11 protein-coding genes, 1 tRNA gene, 2 rRNA genes and 1 pseudogene (1 of these 15 running past the window's edge) are annotated in these 15,276 nt (G+C 62.0%); 9 read left to right on the top strand and 6 right to left on the bottom strand.

Features of this window, described 5'->3' with window-relative positions:
- Positions 1-4: 4 nt before the first annotated feature.
- Positions 5-682, bottom strand: coding sequence for a GntR family transcriptional regulator (locus FJ970_RS08260; RefSeq protein WP_140765366.1), 678 nt, complete (start codon positions 680-682; stop codon positions 5-7).
- A gap of 113 nt (positions 683-795) precedes the next feature.
- Between FJ970_RS08260 and FJ970_RS08255 the strand changes: the two genes are divergently transcribed.
- From FJ970_RS08255 to FJ970_RS08220, 8 genes are read left to right on the top strand one after another with little or no spacing between them, the layout of a single operon-like run.
- Complete coding sequence (locus FJ970_RS08255) at positions 796-1,383, top strand: amino acid synthesis family protein (RefSeq protein ID WP_140765368.1); 588 nt, start codon at positions 796-798, stop codon at positions 1,381-1,383.
- Positions 1,376-3,172 (top strand): alpha/beta fold hydrolase, encoded by a 1,797-nt coding sequence (locus FJ970_RS08250; RefSeq protein WP_140765370.1) that lies wholly within the window; start codon positions 1,376-1,378, stop codon positions 3,170-3,172. Before FJ970_RS08255 ends, FJ970_RS08250 begins: the two co-directional genes overlap by 8 nt.
- A complete protein-coding gene (locus FJ970_RS08245; protein WP_140765372.1) occupies positions 3,169-4,206 on the top strand; it encodes an LLM class flavin-dependent oxidoreductase in 1,038 nt (345 codons plus the stop codon). The genes FJ970_RS08250 and FJ970_RS08245 overlap by 4 nt, the downstream gene beginning before the upstream one ends.
- Positions 4,207-4,216: 10 nt before the next feature.
- A complete protein-coding gene (locus FJ970_RS08240; protein WP_140765374.1) occupies positions 4,217-5,686 on the top strand; it encodes an aldehyde dehydrogenase in 1,470 nt (489 codons plus the stop codon).
- A gap of 59 nt (positions 5,687-5,745) precedes the next feature.
- The gene (locus FJ970_RS08235) at positions 5,746-6,750 is read left to right on the top strand and encodes an ABC transporter substrate-binding protein (protein ID WP_140765376.1); all 1,005 of its coding nucleotides are present in this window, start codon (positions 5,746-5,748) and stop codon (positions 6,748-6,750) included.
- 60 nt (positions 6,751-6,810) lie between these two features.
- Positions 6,811-7,671 carry an ABC transporter permease gene (locus tag FJ970_RS08230; RefSeq protein ID WP_140765378.1) on the top strand — a complete coding sequence of 287 codons (861 nt, stop codon included), beginning with the start codon at positions 6,811-6,813 and terminating at the stop codon, positions 7,669-7,671.
- Position 7,672: 1 nt separating this feature from the next.
- Positions 7,673-8,473 carry an ABC transporter permease gene (locus FJ970_RS08225; protein WP_140765380.1) on the top strand — a complete coding sequence of 267 codons (801 nt, stop codon included), beginning with the start codon at positions 7,673-7,675 and terminating at the stop codon, positions 8,471-8,473.
- Positions 8,470-9,549: an ABC transporter ATP-binding protein gene (locus FJ970_RS08220; RefSeq protein WP_140765382.1), complete on the top strand. Its 1,080-nt coding sequence runs from the start codon at positions 8,470-8,472 to the stop codon at positions 9,547-9,549. The genes FJ970_RS08225 and FJ970_RS08220 overlap by 4 nt, the downstream gene beginning before the upstream one ends.
- Positions 9,550-9,659: 110 nt before the next feature.
- On the opposite strand, the pseudogene FJ970_RS33785 reads toward FJ970_RS08220, so the two are convergent.
- Together FJ970_RS33785 and FJ970_RS08210 are read right to left on the bottom strand one after the other, a co-directional pair.
- Positions 9,660-9,743: pseudogene (locus tag FJ970_RS33785) on the bottom strand (NAD(P)-dependent oxidoreductase); the annotation flags it as partial.
- 436 nt (positions 9,744-10,179) lie between these two features.
- The gene (locus tag FJ970_RS08210) at positions 10,180-10,545 is read right to left on the bottom strand and encodes a winged helix-turn-helix transcriptional regulator (protein WP_140765386.1); all 366 of its coding nucleotides are present in this window, start codon (positions 10,543-10,545) and stop codon (positions 10,180-10,182) included.
- 113 nt (positions 10,546-10,658) lie between these two features.
- On the opposite strand from FJ970_RS08210, the gene FJ970_RS08205 reads away from it, so the two are divergent.
- Entirely contained in the window at positions 10,659-11,405 is a 747-nt protein-coding gene (locus FJ970_RS08205) for an SDR family NAD(P)-dependent oxidoreductase (RefSeq protein ID WP_140765388.1), read from the top strand.
- A 460-nt stretch (positions 11,406-11,865) separates the two neighbouring features.
- Here FJ970_RS08205 and FJ970_RS08200 read toward each other — a convergent pair.
- The 3 genes from FJ970_RS08200 to FJ970_RS08190 all read right to left on the bottom strand — a co-directional run.
- Positions 11,866-11,942: transfer RNA gene (locus FJ970_RS08200), tRNA-Met, on the bottom strand.
- Positions 11,943-12,098: 156 nt separating this feature from the next.
- Positions 12,099-12,213, bottom strand: a 5S ribosomal RNA gene (gene rrf, locus FJ970_RS08195).
- Between the two features lie 223 nt (positions 12,214-12,436).
- Positions 12,437-15,276: ribosomal RNA gene (locus FJ970_RS08190) — 23S ribosomal RNA — on the bottom strand; it runs 23 nt beyond the window's last position.

The raw sequence follows: 15,276 nt of genomic DNA, 5'->3' as shown, positions 1-15,276 counted from the left end.
CCAGTTACGCCGGTGGCAGCCGAAGCGTCGTGCGAGCGATCTGCCAAGCGGATTCGACATGCCGCCGCGCCGCCGCTTCGGCCTCGTCGGGCTTGCGCGATCTGATGGCATCCATGATCTCGGTCATCTCGGCAATCGCCGGTACGCGGCGATTTTCCGAGAGAATGGTCATGGAACGCAGCTGGTTGATACGCACATTGAGCCCGGTCACGATCTCCCAGGCGACGCGCTTGTCGGCCGCGTCGAAAAGCACTTCGTAAAACTTTGTCGTCGCCCGCATCACCTCGGCCGGCTTGCCGGATGCCCAGGCTTCGAAAAGATCGGCGAGCGCACTGTCGAGCAGGGTCAGTTGCGCATTCGTCGCGGACATGGCGCAGGCACGCGCGGCTATGCCTTCGAGCAGGGCCCTGAGCTCATAGATCTCGTCGGTGCGGCCAAGGTCCGGCTTGGCCACCGCCGGCCCGTGCCCCGGTATCATCTGCACCAGGCCTTCGGCCTCCAGCTGCCGCAAGACCTCGCGCACGACCGAACGGCTGACGCCGAGCTGGTCGCAAAGCGGCCGCTCGACCAGCCTTTCGCCGGGCTGGAAATGGAAATCCATGATCGCCTCGCGCATGCGCTCCAGCGCCAGCGTTCTCAAGGTCTTGGCGCTGCGATCGATGCGTAGCGTGTCGTCTGACATGGGCGGTCTCCTGCCTCGCCACGAAAACAGATTCCATAGCCGGTTGACAAGTTACTTGGCGCTCCATAGCATGGTATACCATAAGATGATATGGCATCACGACCGAGGATTTCATGCAGCCCGTCATTCGCAAGATCGTCACCTACACCGAGAACACGCTGATCGAAGGGGGCAAGGCAGCGCCTCGGCCGCTACGCCTCATCGGCGTCGCGGCGGTGCTTACCAATCCGTGGGCCGGACGCAGCTTCGCCGAGGATCTGTCGCCCGAAATCCGCGCCTGTGCGCCCGTGCTGGGAGAGACACTGACCCGTGAGATCATCGCCATCGCCGGTTCGGGCGACGCCATCGAGGGCTACGGCAAGGCCGCCATCTGCGGTACGTCGGGCGAGATCGAACACGCCTCGGCACTGATCCACACACTGCATTTCGGCAATCACTACCGCCGCGCGGTCGCCGCCAAGACCTATCTTGCCTTCACCAATCTGCGCGGTGGCCCGAACACGCCCATCATGATCCCGCTGATGGACAAGAACGACGAGGGTCGGCGCTCGCACTACCTGACGGTGCATTTCCAGATCGGCGACGCGCCGGCGCCGGACGAGTTGGTGGTGGCGCTCGGCGCCTCGATCGGCGGCCGGCCGCACCATCGTATCGGCGACCGCTACCAGGACCTCAAGGAAGTGGGCGACCTGCATGGCTGACGCACCCGCATCGGCATGGGCTCGACAGGATACGGCGCCTGATGGCACCGGCTTCATCCGAGCCGGCTCGGGCGCGCCGGTGCTGTTCATCCATGGTGTCGGCATGAACGCCGCGATCTGGCAGCCGCAGATCGAACGGATGGCCGGCAAATGGGATGTGATCGCCATCGACATGCTCGGCCATGGCCGGTCGCCGCTGCCGCCACCGAGCCCGGAACTGGCCGACTATGCCGATCAGGCCATTCGCCTGCTCGACCATCTCGGCCTCGACAAGGTGTCGGTCGTCGGCCACTCGATGGGCGCGCTCGTCGCCCAGGAGCTTGCGTTGCGGGCACCCCAGCGCGTGCTCGGCATCGTATCGCTGAATGCCGTGTTCCGGCGGCCACCAGAATTGGCCGAGGCTGTCCGCCAGCGCGCGGCCGCCCTCACTGGCCGTGGCGACGCGGCCGGCACGGCACAGACCATCACCCGCTGGTTCGGAGATCCAGTGCCGGCCGAGCTCGAGGCGGCGGCAAGCAAGACCGCATCCGCGCTTGGCGCGGTCGACCCGGAAGGCTACGCCCGCACCTATCGCCTGTTCGCCCGCGCCGACGGCGACCACGCCGAGCGCCTGCAGACGCTAGCCGTGCCGGTCCTGTTCATGACCGGGTCCGAGGACAGGAACTCCTCGCCGGCAATGTCGGCCGCCATGGCACGGCTGGCGCCGCATGGCCGCTGCATCGTGCTTGCTGGCGAACGGCACATGATGGCGGTGGCCGCGCCGGACGTCACCACACACCGCATCGGCGACTTCCTCGAAGCGGCGGGGCAAGGGGATGGGATGGTAACTTCTGGTTTCGACAGCGGCGAGTTCCGCCGCGCGCTCGGCTCCTTCCTCACCGGCGTCACCATCGTCACCACGATCGGGCCCGAAGGCGAGCCTCGCGGCTTCACAGCCAACTCTTTCACCTCGGTGTCGCTCGATCCGCCGCTGGTACTCGTCTGCGTCGCGCATAAGGCCTCGGGCCATCCCGTCTTCGCCACCTCGAAGAGCTTCGCCATCAACATCCTCAACGAGGATCAGAAGGCGGCATCCGGCATCTTCGCCTCGAAAGCGGCCGACAAGTTCGCCTCCGTGGCCTGGCGCCCGGGACAGACCGGCAGTCCGTTGCTGGACGGCTCGGTCGCGTCCTTCGACTGCGACATGGAGCGGCTGGTCGACGCGGGCGACCATTCGATCCTTATCGGCCGCGTACGCGATTTCGAGCACAACTCCTCGCAGCCTCTCGGCTACTGCCGCGGCGCCTATATCGCACCCGGCCTCAGCCAGGACGCGCTTGCCGCCGCCCAGCCCGGCACCGATGTCGGCGCCATCCTCGAAAATGGCGGCAGGGTCCTGTTCCTGGAAACGGCTGACGGCTTCGAACTGCCGAGCGGCCGGGGACTGGGCTCGGCCGGCGATGCCAAAAGTCTCCGGGGCCTGCTTGCCGCCAAGGCTATCGAGGCCCAGCTCGGCTTCCTCTTCGCCGTCTGGGACGACGCTGGCAATTCGGCGCGCACGCATGTCTATTATCGCGGCACGTTCGACGTGCCCGCCTCCAGCGATCGTGGCATCCGGCTGGTCGACATCGACGCGATCGGCGACTTGAAGATCGTCGATCCGGCGGTCCGCTCGATGCTTGCCCGCTATGTCAGGGAATGCACGCAGGACGCCTTTGGCGTCTATGTCGGCAATGAGATGGAAGGCGAAGTCAGGCCGCTAGGCAAAGCGCCTGTGTCCGCTGCCTCCTATACAGGTGACCACAGATGAAGTTCTCGCTCTTCGTGCATATGGAACGGTCGGATCTCGCCAAGCCGCATTCGGAGCTGGTGAGTGAGCTTGAGGAATTGGTCCTGCAAGCGGAGCAGGCCGGCTTCGAGACGGCCTGGATCGGCGAGCATCACGGCATGGAATTCACCATCTCGCCGAACCCGTTTATCAACATCGCTTATCTGGCGGCCAAAACGAGCCGCATCCGTCTCGGCACGGGCACGATCGTTGCGCCGTTCTGGCATCCGATCAAGCTTGCCGGCGAAGCGGCCATGGCCGACGTCATCAGCAGCGGCCGGCTCGACATCGGTATCGCGCGCGGCGCCTATAGCTACGAATATCAACGTCTGTTCCCCGGGCTCGACGCCTGGGGCGCCGGCCAGCGCATGCGCGAAATGGTGCCGGCGATCCGTGGCCTATGGGACGGCGACTTCGAACTCTCCGGCGAGTTCTGGTCGTTCCCGCCGACCACCTCCTCGCCCAAGCCCTTGCAGAAACCCTATCCGCCGATCTGGGTGGCGGCGCGCGACCCGAACTCGCACGATTTTGCCGTCGCCAACGGATGCAAGATCCAGGTGACGCCGCTAGCTTCAGGCGACGACGAGGTGTCGAGCCTGATGCAGCGCTTCAACGCCGCTTGCGACGCACATCCGGACATCGCGCGGCCGGAAATCATGCTCTTGATGCACACATTCGTCGCCGAGGACGCGGCCGATGCCGACCGGCTAGCCCGGGACCTGTCGAGTTTCTACTGCCAGTTCGGCGCCTGGTTCCAGAACAAGAAGCCGGTGCATCAAGGCGTATTGGAGCCGCTCACAGAGGATGAGATCGCCGCGATGCCGCAATATGCGCCAGACAAGATCCGACAGAACCTGGTGATCGGCGAAGCGGACGAAGTCATTGCCCGGCTGAAGGCCTATGAGGCGCTCGGCTACGACCAGTACTCGATCTGGATCGACAGCGGGCTCTCGCACGAACGCAAGAAGAAATCGCTGCAACTGTTCATCGACCGGGTGATGCCGGCCTTCCTCTGATAGCGAGCCCATGACCGACGCACTTTTCAGGAACTACATCGACGGCCGCTTCGACGAGCCGTCCGCGACCTTCGACAGCGTAGATCCGTCGACGGGTACGCCGTGGGCCAGGATGCCGGCGGCGAGCGAAGCCGATGTCGACCGCGCCGTCGAAGCGGCGCACCGGGCGCTGCGGTCCGACGCGTGGCGAAAGACGACCGCCACCGCGCGCGGCAAACTGCTGGTCAAGCTCGGTGACCTCGTCGCCGCCAATGCCGGACGTCTCGCCGAACTCGAGACGCGCGACACCGGCAAGATCATTCGCGAGACCCGCGCCCAGATCGCCTATGTCGGGGACTACTACCGCTATTATGGCGGGCTCGCCGACAAGCATGAAGGCGCGCATGTGCCGATCGACAAGGCGGACCTCGACGTCACCATCCGCCGCGAGCCGATCGGCGTCGTTGCCGCGGTCGTGCCATGGAATTCGCAGCTCTTCCTCTCCGCCGTCAAGCTCGGCCCGGCGCTGGCCGCCGGCTGCACGGTCGTGCTCAAGGCCTCCGAGGACGGCCCGGCGCCGTTGCTCGCCTTCGCCGAGCTCGTCCAGCAGGCCGGCTTTCCCGAAGGCACCGTCAACATTCTCACCGGCTTCGGCCAGGATTGCGGCCGCCGCCTGACCAGCCACCCGCTGGTCTCGCGCGTCGCCTTCACCGGCGGCCCGTCCACGGCGCGTGCGATCGTCAGGAACACGGCGGAAAATCTCGCCTATACGACGCTCGAACTCGGCGGCAAGAGCCCGGTCGTGGTCTTCGCCGACGCCGATCTCGACAGCGCCGCCAATGCGGTGGTCGCCGGCATTTTCGCCGCGACCGGCCAGAGCTGCGTCGCCGGCTCGCGCCTGCTGGTCGAAGGTTCGGTGAAGGACGAGTTCCTCGCCCGGCTGAAGCGCAAGGCCGAGGCGATCAGGATCGGCGATCCGCGGGACCCGGCCACCGAAATGGGTCCGCTCGCCACGCAACGGCAGCGCGACTGGATCGAGAAGATCGTCGTGGAAAGCCTCGACAAGGGCGGCAAGCTTATCACCGGTGGGACACGTCCCGGCGGCCCCGGTTTCTACTACGCGCCGACCATCGTCGATGCCGGCAGCACCGATCTGCCCTGCGTGCGCGAGGAATTGTTCGGGCCTGTGCTCAGCGTGCTTGCCTTCGACACCGAGGCTGAAGCGCTGGCGCTCGCCAACGACACGCCCTTCGGGCTGGCTTCCGGCGTGTTCACCAGCAATCTCGGCAAGGCGCACCGCATGGCGCGCGACATCCATGCCGGCGTGGTCTGGGTCAACACCTATCGCGCCGTGTCGCCGCTGGTTCCCTTCGGCGGCTACGGCCATTCCGGGCTTGGCCGCGAGGGTGGCCTCGATGCCATCAGAGATTACACGCGCTCGAAATCCGTCTGGATCAAGACGTCGGACGAGCCGATTCCCGATCCCTTCGTCATGCGCTGAGGAGTGCAGGACCAAGGTGCACTGAGAAAAACAAGAACAGACCAACAGAGGAGAACGACATGAAACTGATTTTGACCGGCATTCTGGCCGGACTGCTCGCGGCGACCGCCGCCAAGGCCGATGAGATGGCGTTCACCAGCTGGGGTGGCACAACGCAGGAAGCACAGACCAAGTCCTGGGCAGTGCCCTTCGAGGCGAGCTCCGGCATCAAGGTGCTGCAGGACGGGCCAACGGACTACGGCAAGTTGAAGGCCATGGTCGACGCCAAGAACGTCACCTGGGACGTCGTCGACGTCGAGATGGACTTCGCCATCAAGGCCGCCAAGGATGGCCTGCTGGAGCCTATCGACTATGCGGTCGTGCCCAAGGCCGATCTCGACCCCCGCTTCAGCAACGAGCATGCCGTTGGCAGCTTCTACTATTCCTTCGTGCTGGCCTGGAACAAGGGCACGGTCTCCGGTGAACCGGCGAGTTGGGCCGACATGTTCGACACCAAGAAGTTCCCCGGCAAACGGACCTTCTACAAATGGTCGGCGCCGGGCGTCATCGAGATCGCGCTGCTCGCCGACGGCGTGCCGGCGGACAAGCTCTATCCGCTCGACCTCGACCGTGCCTTCAAGAAGCTCGACACCATCAAGTCTGATATTGTCTGGTGGGGCGGTGGCGCGGAGTCGCAGCAGCTGATCGCCTCCGGCGAGGCTGCCTTCGGCCAGCTCTGGAACGGCCGCGTCTTCGCGCTGCAGCAGGACGGAACCGATGTCGGTGTCTCCTGGAACCAGAACCTCACCGCCGCCGACGTTCTGGTCGTACCGAAAGGGGCGAAGAACAAGGATAGCGCCATGAAGTTCCTGGCCGCTGCCACCAGCCCGGCCGGCCAGGCGAAATTCGCCGAGGCCAGCGGCTATGCGCCGATCAATACCAAGGCCAAGGCCGAGATGCCGGCCGATGCGGTCAAGGCCTTGCCCGACGCTCATGTCGACGGCCAGATCAACCTCGACATGAACTACTGGGCCGAGCATCGCGACGAGATCGCCACGCGCTGGTACGCCTGGCAGACCAAGTAGCGCCACAGGAACCGGCGGGGCGCGGGAACCGCGCCCCGTTCGGGCAACGGGAACCGGCCGATGCAACGAAATTCTCTCAAACGCGGCGCCATTGCCGGCCTGCCGGCCGGCAGCGGTGGTGCCTTGCCGGCCCTGGTTCTGGTCGGCCTGTTCTTCATCGTGCCGGTCGTCGCCCTTTTGCTGCGCAGCGTCACCGATCCCGAGCCCGGTCTGCAGAACTACGCCGCGCTGCTTGGCAGCGGCACCTATGCCCGGGTGTTCCTGAACACCTTCCTGGTCGCCGCCGTCGTCACCGCCGTCACGATCGTGGTGGCGTTTCCGGTCGCCTGGATGCTGGCGATCATGCCGCCGGCCTTCGGCTCGCTGGTCTTCGGCGTCATCATCCTGTCGATGTGGACCAACCTGCTCACCCGCACCTATGCGTGGATGGTGCTGCTGCAACGCACGGGGGTGATCAACAGGACGCTGATGGGCCTGGGCATCATCCAGGAGCCCCTGCCGCTGATCAACAATCTCACCGGCGTCACCATCGGCATGGTCTACATCATGCTGCCCTTCATGATCCTGCCGCTGGTCGGCACGCTGCGCGCCATCGACCCGATGACGCTGCGCGCCGCCGCTCTTTGCGGGGCAACCCCGTACCAGGCCTTCCGCCGCATCCTGTTGCCGCTGTCGCTTCCCGGCATCGCCGCCGGCGGGCTGATGGTCTTCGTCATGTCGCTTGGCTATTTCGTCACGCCTGCCCTGCTCGGCGGCACATCCAACATGATGCTGGCCGAGATGATCGCCCAGACGGTGCAGTCGCTGCTCAACTGGGGGCTCGGCAGTGCCGCCGCCTTCGTGCTCCTGGTCGCCACTATGGCGCTCTACGCGCTCCAGCTTCGCCTCGTTGGCGCCAAGCGCCCCGCCGGAGGACTCTGACATGCTGCTCGACTATGACAGGCTCGGATGGCTGCGCGTGGCGCTTGCCGGCTTCACCGCGCTTGTCGCGGCTTTCCTGCTGCTGCCGGTGGTCTTCATCGTGCTCTTGTCGTTCGGCTCCTCGCGCTGGCTGGCCTTTCCACCGCCCGGCTGGACTCTGAAATGGTACGAGCAGTTGTTGGCCGACCCGACCTGGATCGATGCCGCGCTGACCAGCGCAAAAATCGCCGCCATGGCCGCCATCCTCGCCGTCGTCATCGGGCTGTTCGCGTCCTTCGCTTTGGTCCGGGGCGAATTTCGCGGGCGGCAAATCCTGCGCGGGCTGCTGCTGACGCCCATGGTGCTGCCGGTGGTCGTGTTCGCCATCGCCGTGTACGCTTTCTTCCTGCGCATCGGGCTGGCCGGCACCACGATCGGCTTCGTCATCGCGCACACCGTCCTGGCACTGCCCTTCGCCATCATTCCGATCACCGCCGCGCTCGAGGGTTTCGACAAGTCCATCGAGGACGCGGCCATCGTCTGCGGCGCCAGCCCGCTGCAGGCACGTCTGCGGATCACCCTGCCCTCGATCCGGATCGGCATCTTTTCGGCGGCGATCTTCTCCTTCCTCGCCTCATGGGACGAGGTCGTGGTGGCGATCTTCATGGCGAGCCCGACCTTGCAGACCTTGCCGGTGAAGATCTGGGGCAGTTTGCGCGCCGACCTCAGCCCGGTCGTCGCCGCCGCCTCCAGCCTGCTCGTCGGCCTGACCTTGTGCCTGATGATCGTGACCGCACTCCTTCGCAGAAAATTATCGAGATGACCCGGCCATTCCTGTCCATACGCGCGGTGAGAAAGACGTTCGGCGCCTTCGTCGCCGTCCACGATGTCACCATCGATGTGCCCAAGGGCGAATTCCTGACCTTCCTCGGGCCGTCCGGCTCCGGCAAATCGACGACGCTCTACGCGATCGCCGGTTTCCAGGACCCGTCCTCCGGCGACGTCCTGCTGGAGGACAAGTCGCTGCTTTCAGTGCCGTCGCACAAGCGCAACATCGGCATGGTCTTCCAGCGCTACACGCTGTTTCCGCATCTGAGCGTTGCCGAGAACGTTGCCTTCCCGCTGCGTGTGCGCGGCCGCCCCGACGCCGAAGTGAAAAAGAAGGTCGCCGACATGCTGGCGCTGGTGCGGCTGGAGAATTTCGCCGGCCGCTATCCCGGCGCGCTGTCGGGCGGCCAGCAACAGCGCGTGGCGCTTGCCCGCGCGCTCGCCTACGATCCGCCGATTCTGCTGATGGACGAGCCGCTGTCGGCGCTCGACAAGAAACTGCGCCAGGAGATCCAGGCCGAGATCCGCCGCATCCACCGCGAGACCGGCGTCACCATCCTCTATGTCACCCACGATCAGGAAGAGGCGCTCCACCTGTCGGACCGCATCGCCCTGTTCAAGGAGGGGCGCATCGAACAGATTGGTACCGGCGAGGACCTTTATCTCAGACCGGCCAGCGAGTTCGTCGCCGGCTTCATCGGCAACTCGAATTTCCTGCCCGCCGAGCATCTGGAAACCGCCAATGGCGCATCGACCGTGCGCCTGGCCGACGGTTCGGTCGTGAGCGGCGTTAAGACCACACAGGCCTTCGATCGCGGCCAGAAGGCCCGCCTGATGGTGCGCCCCGAAGCGTTCCGGCTCACGCCTGGACCGGCGAGCGCCGCGCTCACCGTCGAGATCGTCGATACCGCCTTCTTCGGCGACCGCAAGCGCGTCGTGGTGCGGACCGCCGTCGGCGATGAGATCGATGTCAGGCCGACTTCGGATGCGGTGGAACCGGATAGCGCGGATTGCGCCACGGGCAGGCGGATTTTTTTCGATCCTGCTTCCGCGTTCCTGTTTCCAGCCTGAAGCCTGCAAGCCGAGGCGGAACTTGCCGGTGCGCTCGCACGACAAGGCCTGTCGCCCGTAACGCCGGGCCATGAGCACGAAATCACCGCCAGCCTCGCAGCCGGCATCAATCAGTAGCCGACGGTGAAGCGCTGCCTGACATGCGTCGGCTTCTCGATCTCGTCGACCATGGCAATCGCATAGTCCTCGAAGGAAAACCCGGCGAAATCCTTGATCGCCCGAATATGGGCTTGCCGGACTTTGTCGCCCATTCCGCGGATGCGCATGTCTTCGATCATCCGCTCGCGCAGCGGGGCCGTCTTCTCCTCCGTCATGGGAACCTCCTGTCTGATGATTGAGAAGACCCCAATCCTCAGCCAAGACGACAAACCCACAAAATGCACGGCGTTCAGATCATTGCCGCACTGTCACCACGGGCGCCGGTGTCGCGCGAGCGGCTTCGTCCTCGGAGCTGGAAGGGGACCGTCCGCTTCTGGAGAGCGATGGCAGGAAAGCGAACTTACGTCTGATTTGGAGAAATGCCGCTACGGTTCAAATCGTCCAGCCGTCCGGGAAGATGCAGATGGGCACAATTTTCACGCTATAGCCACCTGCGAGACCCTATAGCTTGCCTGCGGGATATTCTGAAATTCAGGCGACTTTCTCCACCTCGGAAGCGCCGCGGCGTGACATGAGTTTCTCGACTTCGATCATATGTTCCGTTCCCCAGGCGCAGAGTGGCTTCAAGGCTCCGGCAAGTGTCTGGCCAAACGCAGTGAGGGAATACTCGACTTTCGGCGGAATTTCCTTGAAGTCGAGCCGGTCGACGATCCCATCAGCCTCCAGTTCCTTGAGTTGCTGGATGAGCATCTTGTCACTGACATTGCCGATGGCGCGCCTCAGGTCACCATAGCGTCGGGCTTCGTGAGCAAGGTGGAACAGGATCAAAGGCTTCCACTTGCCACCGATGACAGCCAACGCAGCGTCCAGCCCGCAGATAAAGCTAGGTGTCGCCATTTCGTATGCTCCAATTAGTTCTTGCTAAAATGTCACTTACCAAAATGTGCATACTGGAAGAAAGAAAAGCAAGCCTCTAGATCGAAGCGGTCATCATTTTCCAGGAGATCGAGATGGGCAGGCTTGAAGGTAAAATCGTCGTCATAACTGGCGGCAACAGTGGCATCGGTCTGGCTACCGCCAAACGGTTTGTGGCGGAAGGCGCAGAAATTTTTATTACCGGCCGTCGTCAGGAGGAACTGGACAGGGCGGTCGAAGAGATCGGCTCCGCAGTGACAGCGGTGCACGGCGACGTTTCGCGTCTGGATGATCTTGATCGGCTGTTCGCGGCAGTGCGTGCAAAGAGCGGACGAATAGACGTTCTGTTCGCCAATGCGGGGCTTGGAAAGCTGGCTCCGCTTGGCGCCATCGATGAAGCGTCATTCGATTTGACGTTCGACGTCAACGTCAAAGGCACGCTCTTCACGGTGCAGAAGGCGCTGCCGCTTATGCGGGCCGGTGGATCCATCATCCTCACCGGCTCGACCACCGGCTCGACGGGAACGCCTGCATTCAGCGTCTACAGCGCGACCAAGGCTGCAATCCGCAATTTCGCCCGAAGCTGGGCGCTGGACCTGAAGGGGGCAGGCATCCGTGTGAACGTGCTCTCTCCCGGCGCCACTGAGACACCCGGCCTCAAGGGTCTAGCAGAGGCTGGAGAGGAGGATGCCTTGCTGAAGGGCCTTGCCATGCAGATACCGCTCGGCCGTGTCGGGCACCCCGAGGAGACTGCTGCTGTGGCGCTCTTCCTTGCCTCGGACGAAAGCAGCTTCATGACCGGTAGTGAGGTCTTCGTTGACGGCGGAGCCGCACAAGTTTGACGGCCCATCGAACCTCGGCCCCGAGCTTCCTTGCTTGGGGCCTTTTCTGCGAGCGCACGGGAAACACCGATTCTGCGATCCAGCAATCTGCGGCACGCTCTGTTTCACTGCAGCGTGATGCCGGACCGGGCGGGACTCGAACGCGTCTGCGCGTCCGAGAAGCCCGCGACATCGACGCCGAATTGCGCGACGCCGGAAACCCGTTTCAATTCTGCCCGGGCAACGCCGCTTTCCTTTTCGGCGATGTCGACGCAGATTTGCTCGAAGTCCTGATCGTCAACTGCTTCACTGCTTCGAGCGGCAGCTGTACTGTATTGGGGGGCGGAGGGACCGTGCGGACGCCTTCATTTGGCTCCGCCTTGGTGCTGCCGCGACGCGGCTGCCGAGAAGAAGAACCGCGTTCCTCAAACGCAAAAACCGCCCCGATTAGATCGGGACGGTTATTGATTTATGACAGAATTGGTTGCGGGGACAGGATTTGAACCTGTGACCTTCAGGTTATGAGCCTGACGAGCTACCGGGCTGCTCCACCCCGCGTCAACCGTTGGACGTAAGCCGAGGCCTACAGATAGTAAGGATGTCCACCAAATGAAAGGGCCGCTTAGAGCGGCCCGAGGTTTCCCGTTGGCGGGCCATGTGCAGAGAAGATTTCACTCCATCCGCTTGGATGTGAGTTCAACGTGCGTTTAGCAGACCTGGCAGCGACCTACTCTCCCGCGTCTTGAGACGAAGTACCATCAGCGCTGGAGCGTTTCACGGCCGAGTTCGGAATGGGATCGGGTGCAGCCGCTCCGCCATAACCACCAGGTCGGCAAAACGCACGTTGTTCGAGAAGCTGTTTTCTGTGCCAAGGCGACGTTTGCAGTTTGCCTTCGGGCGAAGCCCGCAAGCACGACTGCGCGTCGCCGGTTTACCGGCGCCCTCGCGGAGCATAGGCCCCGAAGGGGCCGCTCATGCGTGAGCGCTGGCTAAACATCTGACTTCAGGCGACAATCCTTTGGATTGCGCCGAAATGGACATTAGGAATGAGAACGATCAAGCCGATCGAACTATTAGTACCGGTAAGCTTCAAGCGTTGCCGCTCTTCCACACCCGGCCTATCAACGTGGTCGTCTTCCACGGTTCTCAGGGAATACTCGTTTTAAGGTGGGTTTCCCGCTTAGATGCCTTCAGCGGTTATCCCGTCCGGATATAGCTACCCTGCTATGCGGCTGGCGCCACAACAGGTCCACCAGAGATCCGTCCATCCCGGTCCTCTCGTACTAGGGACAGATCCTTTCAATATTCCTACACCCACGGCAGATAGGGACCGAACTGTCTCACGACGTTCTGAACCCAACTCACGTACCGCTTTAAATGGCGAACAGCCATACCCTTGGGACCTGCTCCAGCCCCAGGATGCGATGAGTCGACATCGAGGTGCCAAACAACCCCGTCGATATGGACTCTTGGGGGTCATCAGCCTGTTATCCCCGGCGTACCTTTTATCCGTTGAGCGATGGCCCTTCCACGCGGGACCACCGGATCACTATGACCGACTTTCGTCTCTGCTCGACTTGTCAGTCTCGCAGTCAGGCAGGCTTATGCCATTGCACTCAGCGAACGATTTCCGACCGTTCTGAGCCCACCATCGCGCGCCTCCGTTACTCTTTAGGAGGCGACCGCCCCAGTCAAACTACCCACCATACATTGTCCCGGACCCGGATAACGGGCCGCGGTTAGACATCCATAGTAATAAGGGTGGTATTTCAAGGGTGGCTCCACCTGAGCTGGCGCCCAGGTTTCAAAGCCTACCACCTATCCTACACATGCCACTACGAATGCCAATGTAAAGCTATAGTAAAGGTGCACGGGGTCTTTCCGTCTAACCGCAGGAACCCCGCATCTTCACGGGGAATTCAATTTCACTGAGTCTATGCTGGAGACAGCGGGGAAGTCGTTACGCCATTCGTGCAGGTCGGAACTTACCCGACAAGGAATTTCGCTACCTTAGGACCGTTATAGTTACGGCCGCCGTTTACTGGGGCTTCGATTCAGAGCTTGCACCCCTCCTCTTAACCTTCCAGCACCGGGCAGGCGTCAGACCCTATACGTCGTCTTGCGACTTCGCAGAGCCCTGTGTTTTTGATAAACAGTCGCTACCCCCCTGGTCTGTGCCACCCTCCTCTACTTGCGTAGAAAAGGGTCACGCTTCTTCCGAAGTTACGCGTGCAATTTGCCGAGTTCCTTCAGCATAGTTCTCTCAAGCGCCTTGGTATACTCTACCAGACCACCAGTGTCGGTTTCGGGTACGGTTTATAAGGAGGAGCTATTTCCTGGAACCACGCAGCAGCCCGTTCAATCCGATAAGATTGGACTACCTCAATGATCCGTCACTACCTCCAAGCCCACGAATATTAACGTGGTTCCCATCGACTACGCGTTTCCGCCTCGTCTTAGGGGCCGGCTAACCCTGCTCAGATTAGCTTTAAGCAGGAACCCTTGGTCTTTCGGCGGGGGAGTCTCTCACTCCCCTTACGTTACTCATGTCAGCATTCGCACTTCTGATACCTCCACCACCCCTCACGGGTATGGCTTCATCAGCTTACAGAACGCTCCGCTACCGCTTGGCCCTTGCGGACCAAACCCTAAGCTTCGGTGTATGGCTTTAGCCCCGTTACATTTTCGGCGCAAAGACCCTTATTTAGACCAGTGAGCTGTTACGCTTTCTTTAAATGATGGCTGCTTCTAAGCCAACATCCTGGTTGTTTTGGGATCCTCACATCCTTTCCCACTTAGCCATAACTTGGGGACCTTAGCTGTAGGTCAGGGTTGTTTCCCTTTTCACGACGGACGTTAGCACCCGCCGTGTGTCTGCCGACTAGTACTCCCAGGTATTCGGAGTTTGGTTAGGTTTGGTAATCCGGTGAGGACCCCTAGCCCATCCAGTGCTCTACCCCCTGGGGTATTCGGTCGACGCTCTACCTAAATAGATTTCGCGGAGAACCAGCTATTTCCGAGTTTGATTGGCCTTTCACCCCTAGCCACAAGTCATCCCGAACTATTGCAACAGTTATGGGTTCGGTCCTCCAGTAAGTGTTACCTTACCTTCAACCTGCTCATGGCTAGATCACTCGGTTTCGGGTCTAATGCGACGAACTGAACGCCCTGTTCAGACTCGCTTTCGCTGCGCCTACACCTACCGGTTTAAGCTTGCTCGTCACACTAAGTCGCTGACCCATTATACAAAAGGTACGTGGTCACCCTTGCGGGCTCCCACTGTTTGTAGGCAATCGGTTTCAGGTACTCTTTCACTCCCCTTGTCGGGGTGCTTTTCACCTTTCCCTCACGGTACTAGTTCGCTATCGGTCATGCACGAGTACTTAGGCTTGGAGGGTGGTCCCCCCAATTTCAGACAGGATTTCACGTGTCCCGCCTTACTCGAGGACGATTGATTGCATTACGCGTACGGGGCTGTCACCCACTATGGCCCTACTTTCCAGAAGGTTCCGCTTGTCTCTCAATCGCCACTGGCCTGGTCCGGGTTCGCTCGCCACTACTTCCGGAGTCTCGGTTGATGTCCTTTCCTACGGGTACTTAGATGTTTCAGTTCCCCGCGTTCGCCACTTTATCCCTATGTATTCAGGATAAGTTACCTATAACAGATACTTGGAAACCACAGCAGCAAGCCTGCGCGACCTCGAAGAGATCGTCGCCTCACGCGCAATCCTTGCGGATTTTTGCGTCAGTCACCCTGCTGCTCTGATTTTCCAAGTACCTTAGGTGGGTTTCCCCATTCGGAAATCTACGGATCAAAGGGTATTCGCACCTCCCCGTAGCTTATCGCAGCGTATCACGTCCTTCATCGCCTGTGCATGCCAAGGCATCCACC

Origin of the sequence: Mesorhizobium sp. B2-1-8, assembly GCF_006442545.2 — a bacterium.
Classification (GTDB): domain Bacteria; phylum Pseudomonadota; class Alphaproteobacteria; order Rhizobiales; family Rhizobiaceae; genus Mesorhizobium.
The sequence above is the reverse complement of the archived record's forward strand: the minus strand, read 5'-3'. Positions and strand labels throughout refer to the sequence as shown.

Excerpts from the sequence above, each read along its gene's own strand:
- FJ970_RS08260 (WP_140765366.1), bottom strand. The coding sequence starts at position 682 with ATGTCAGACGACACGCTACGCATCGATCGCAGCGCCAAGACCTTGAGA.
- FJ970_RS08255 (WP_140765368.1), top strand. The coding sequence starts at position 796 with ATGCAGCCCGTCATTCGCAAGATCGTCACCTACACCGAGAACACGCTG.
- FJ970_RS08250 (WP_140765370.1), top strand. The coding sequence starts at position 1,376 with ATGGCTGACGCACCCGCATCGGCATGGGCTCGACAGGATACGGCGCCT.
- FJ970_RS08245 (WP_140765372.1), top strand. The coding sequence starts at position 3,169 with ATGAAGTTCTCGCTCTTCGTGCATATGGAACGGTCGGATCTCGCCAAG.
- FJ970_RS08240 (WP_140765374.1), top strand. The coding sequence starts at position 4,217 with ATGACCGACGCACTTTTCAGGAACTACATCGACGGCCGCTTCGACGAG.
- FJ970_RS08235 (WP_140765376.1), top strand. The coding sequence starts at position 5,746 with ATGAAACTGATTTTGACCGGCATTCTGGCCGGACTGCTCGCGGCGACC.
- FJ970_RS08230 (WP_140765378.1), top strand. The coding sequence starts at position 6,811 with ATGCAACGAAATTCTCTCAAACGCGGCGCCATTGCCGGCCTGCCGGCC.
- FJ970_RS08225 (WP_140765380.1), top strand. The coding sequence starts at position 7,673 with ATGCTGCTCGACTATGACAGGCTCGGATGGCTGCGCGTGGCGCTTGCC.
- FJ970_RS08220 (WP_140765382.1), top strand. The coding sequence starts at position 8,470 with ATGACCCGGCCATTCCTGTCCATACGCGCGGTGAGAAAGACGTTCGGC.
- FJ970_RS08210 (WP_140765386.1), bottom strand. The coding sequence starts at position 10,545 with ATGGCGACACCTAGCTTTATCTGCGGGCTGGACGCTGCGTTGGCTGTC.
- FJ970_RS08205 (WP_140765388.1), top strand. The coding sequence starts at position 10,659 with ATGGGCAGGCTTGAAGGTAAAATCGTCGTCATAACTGGCGGCAACAGT.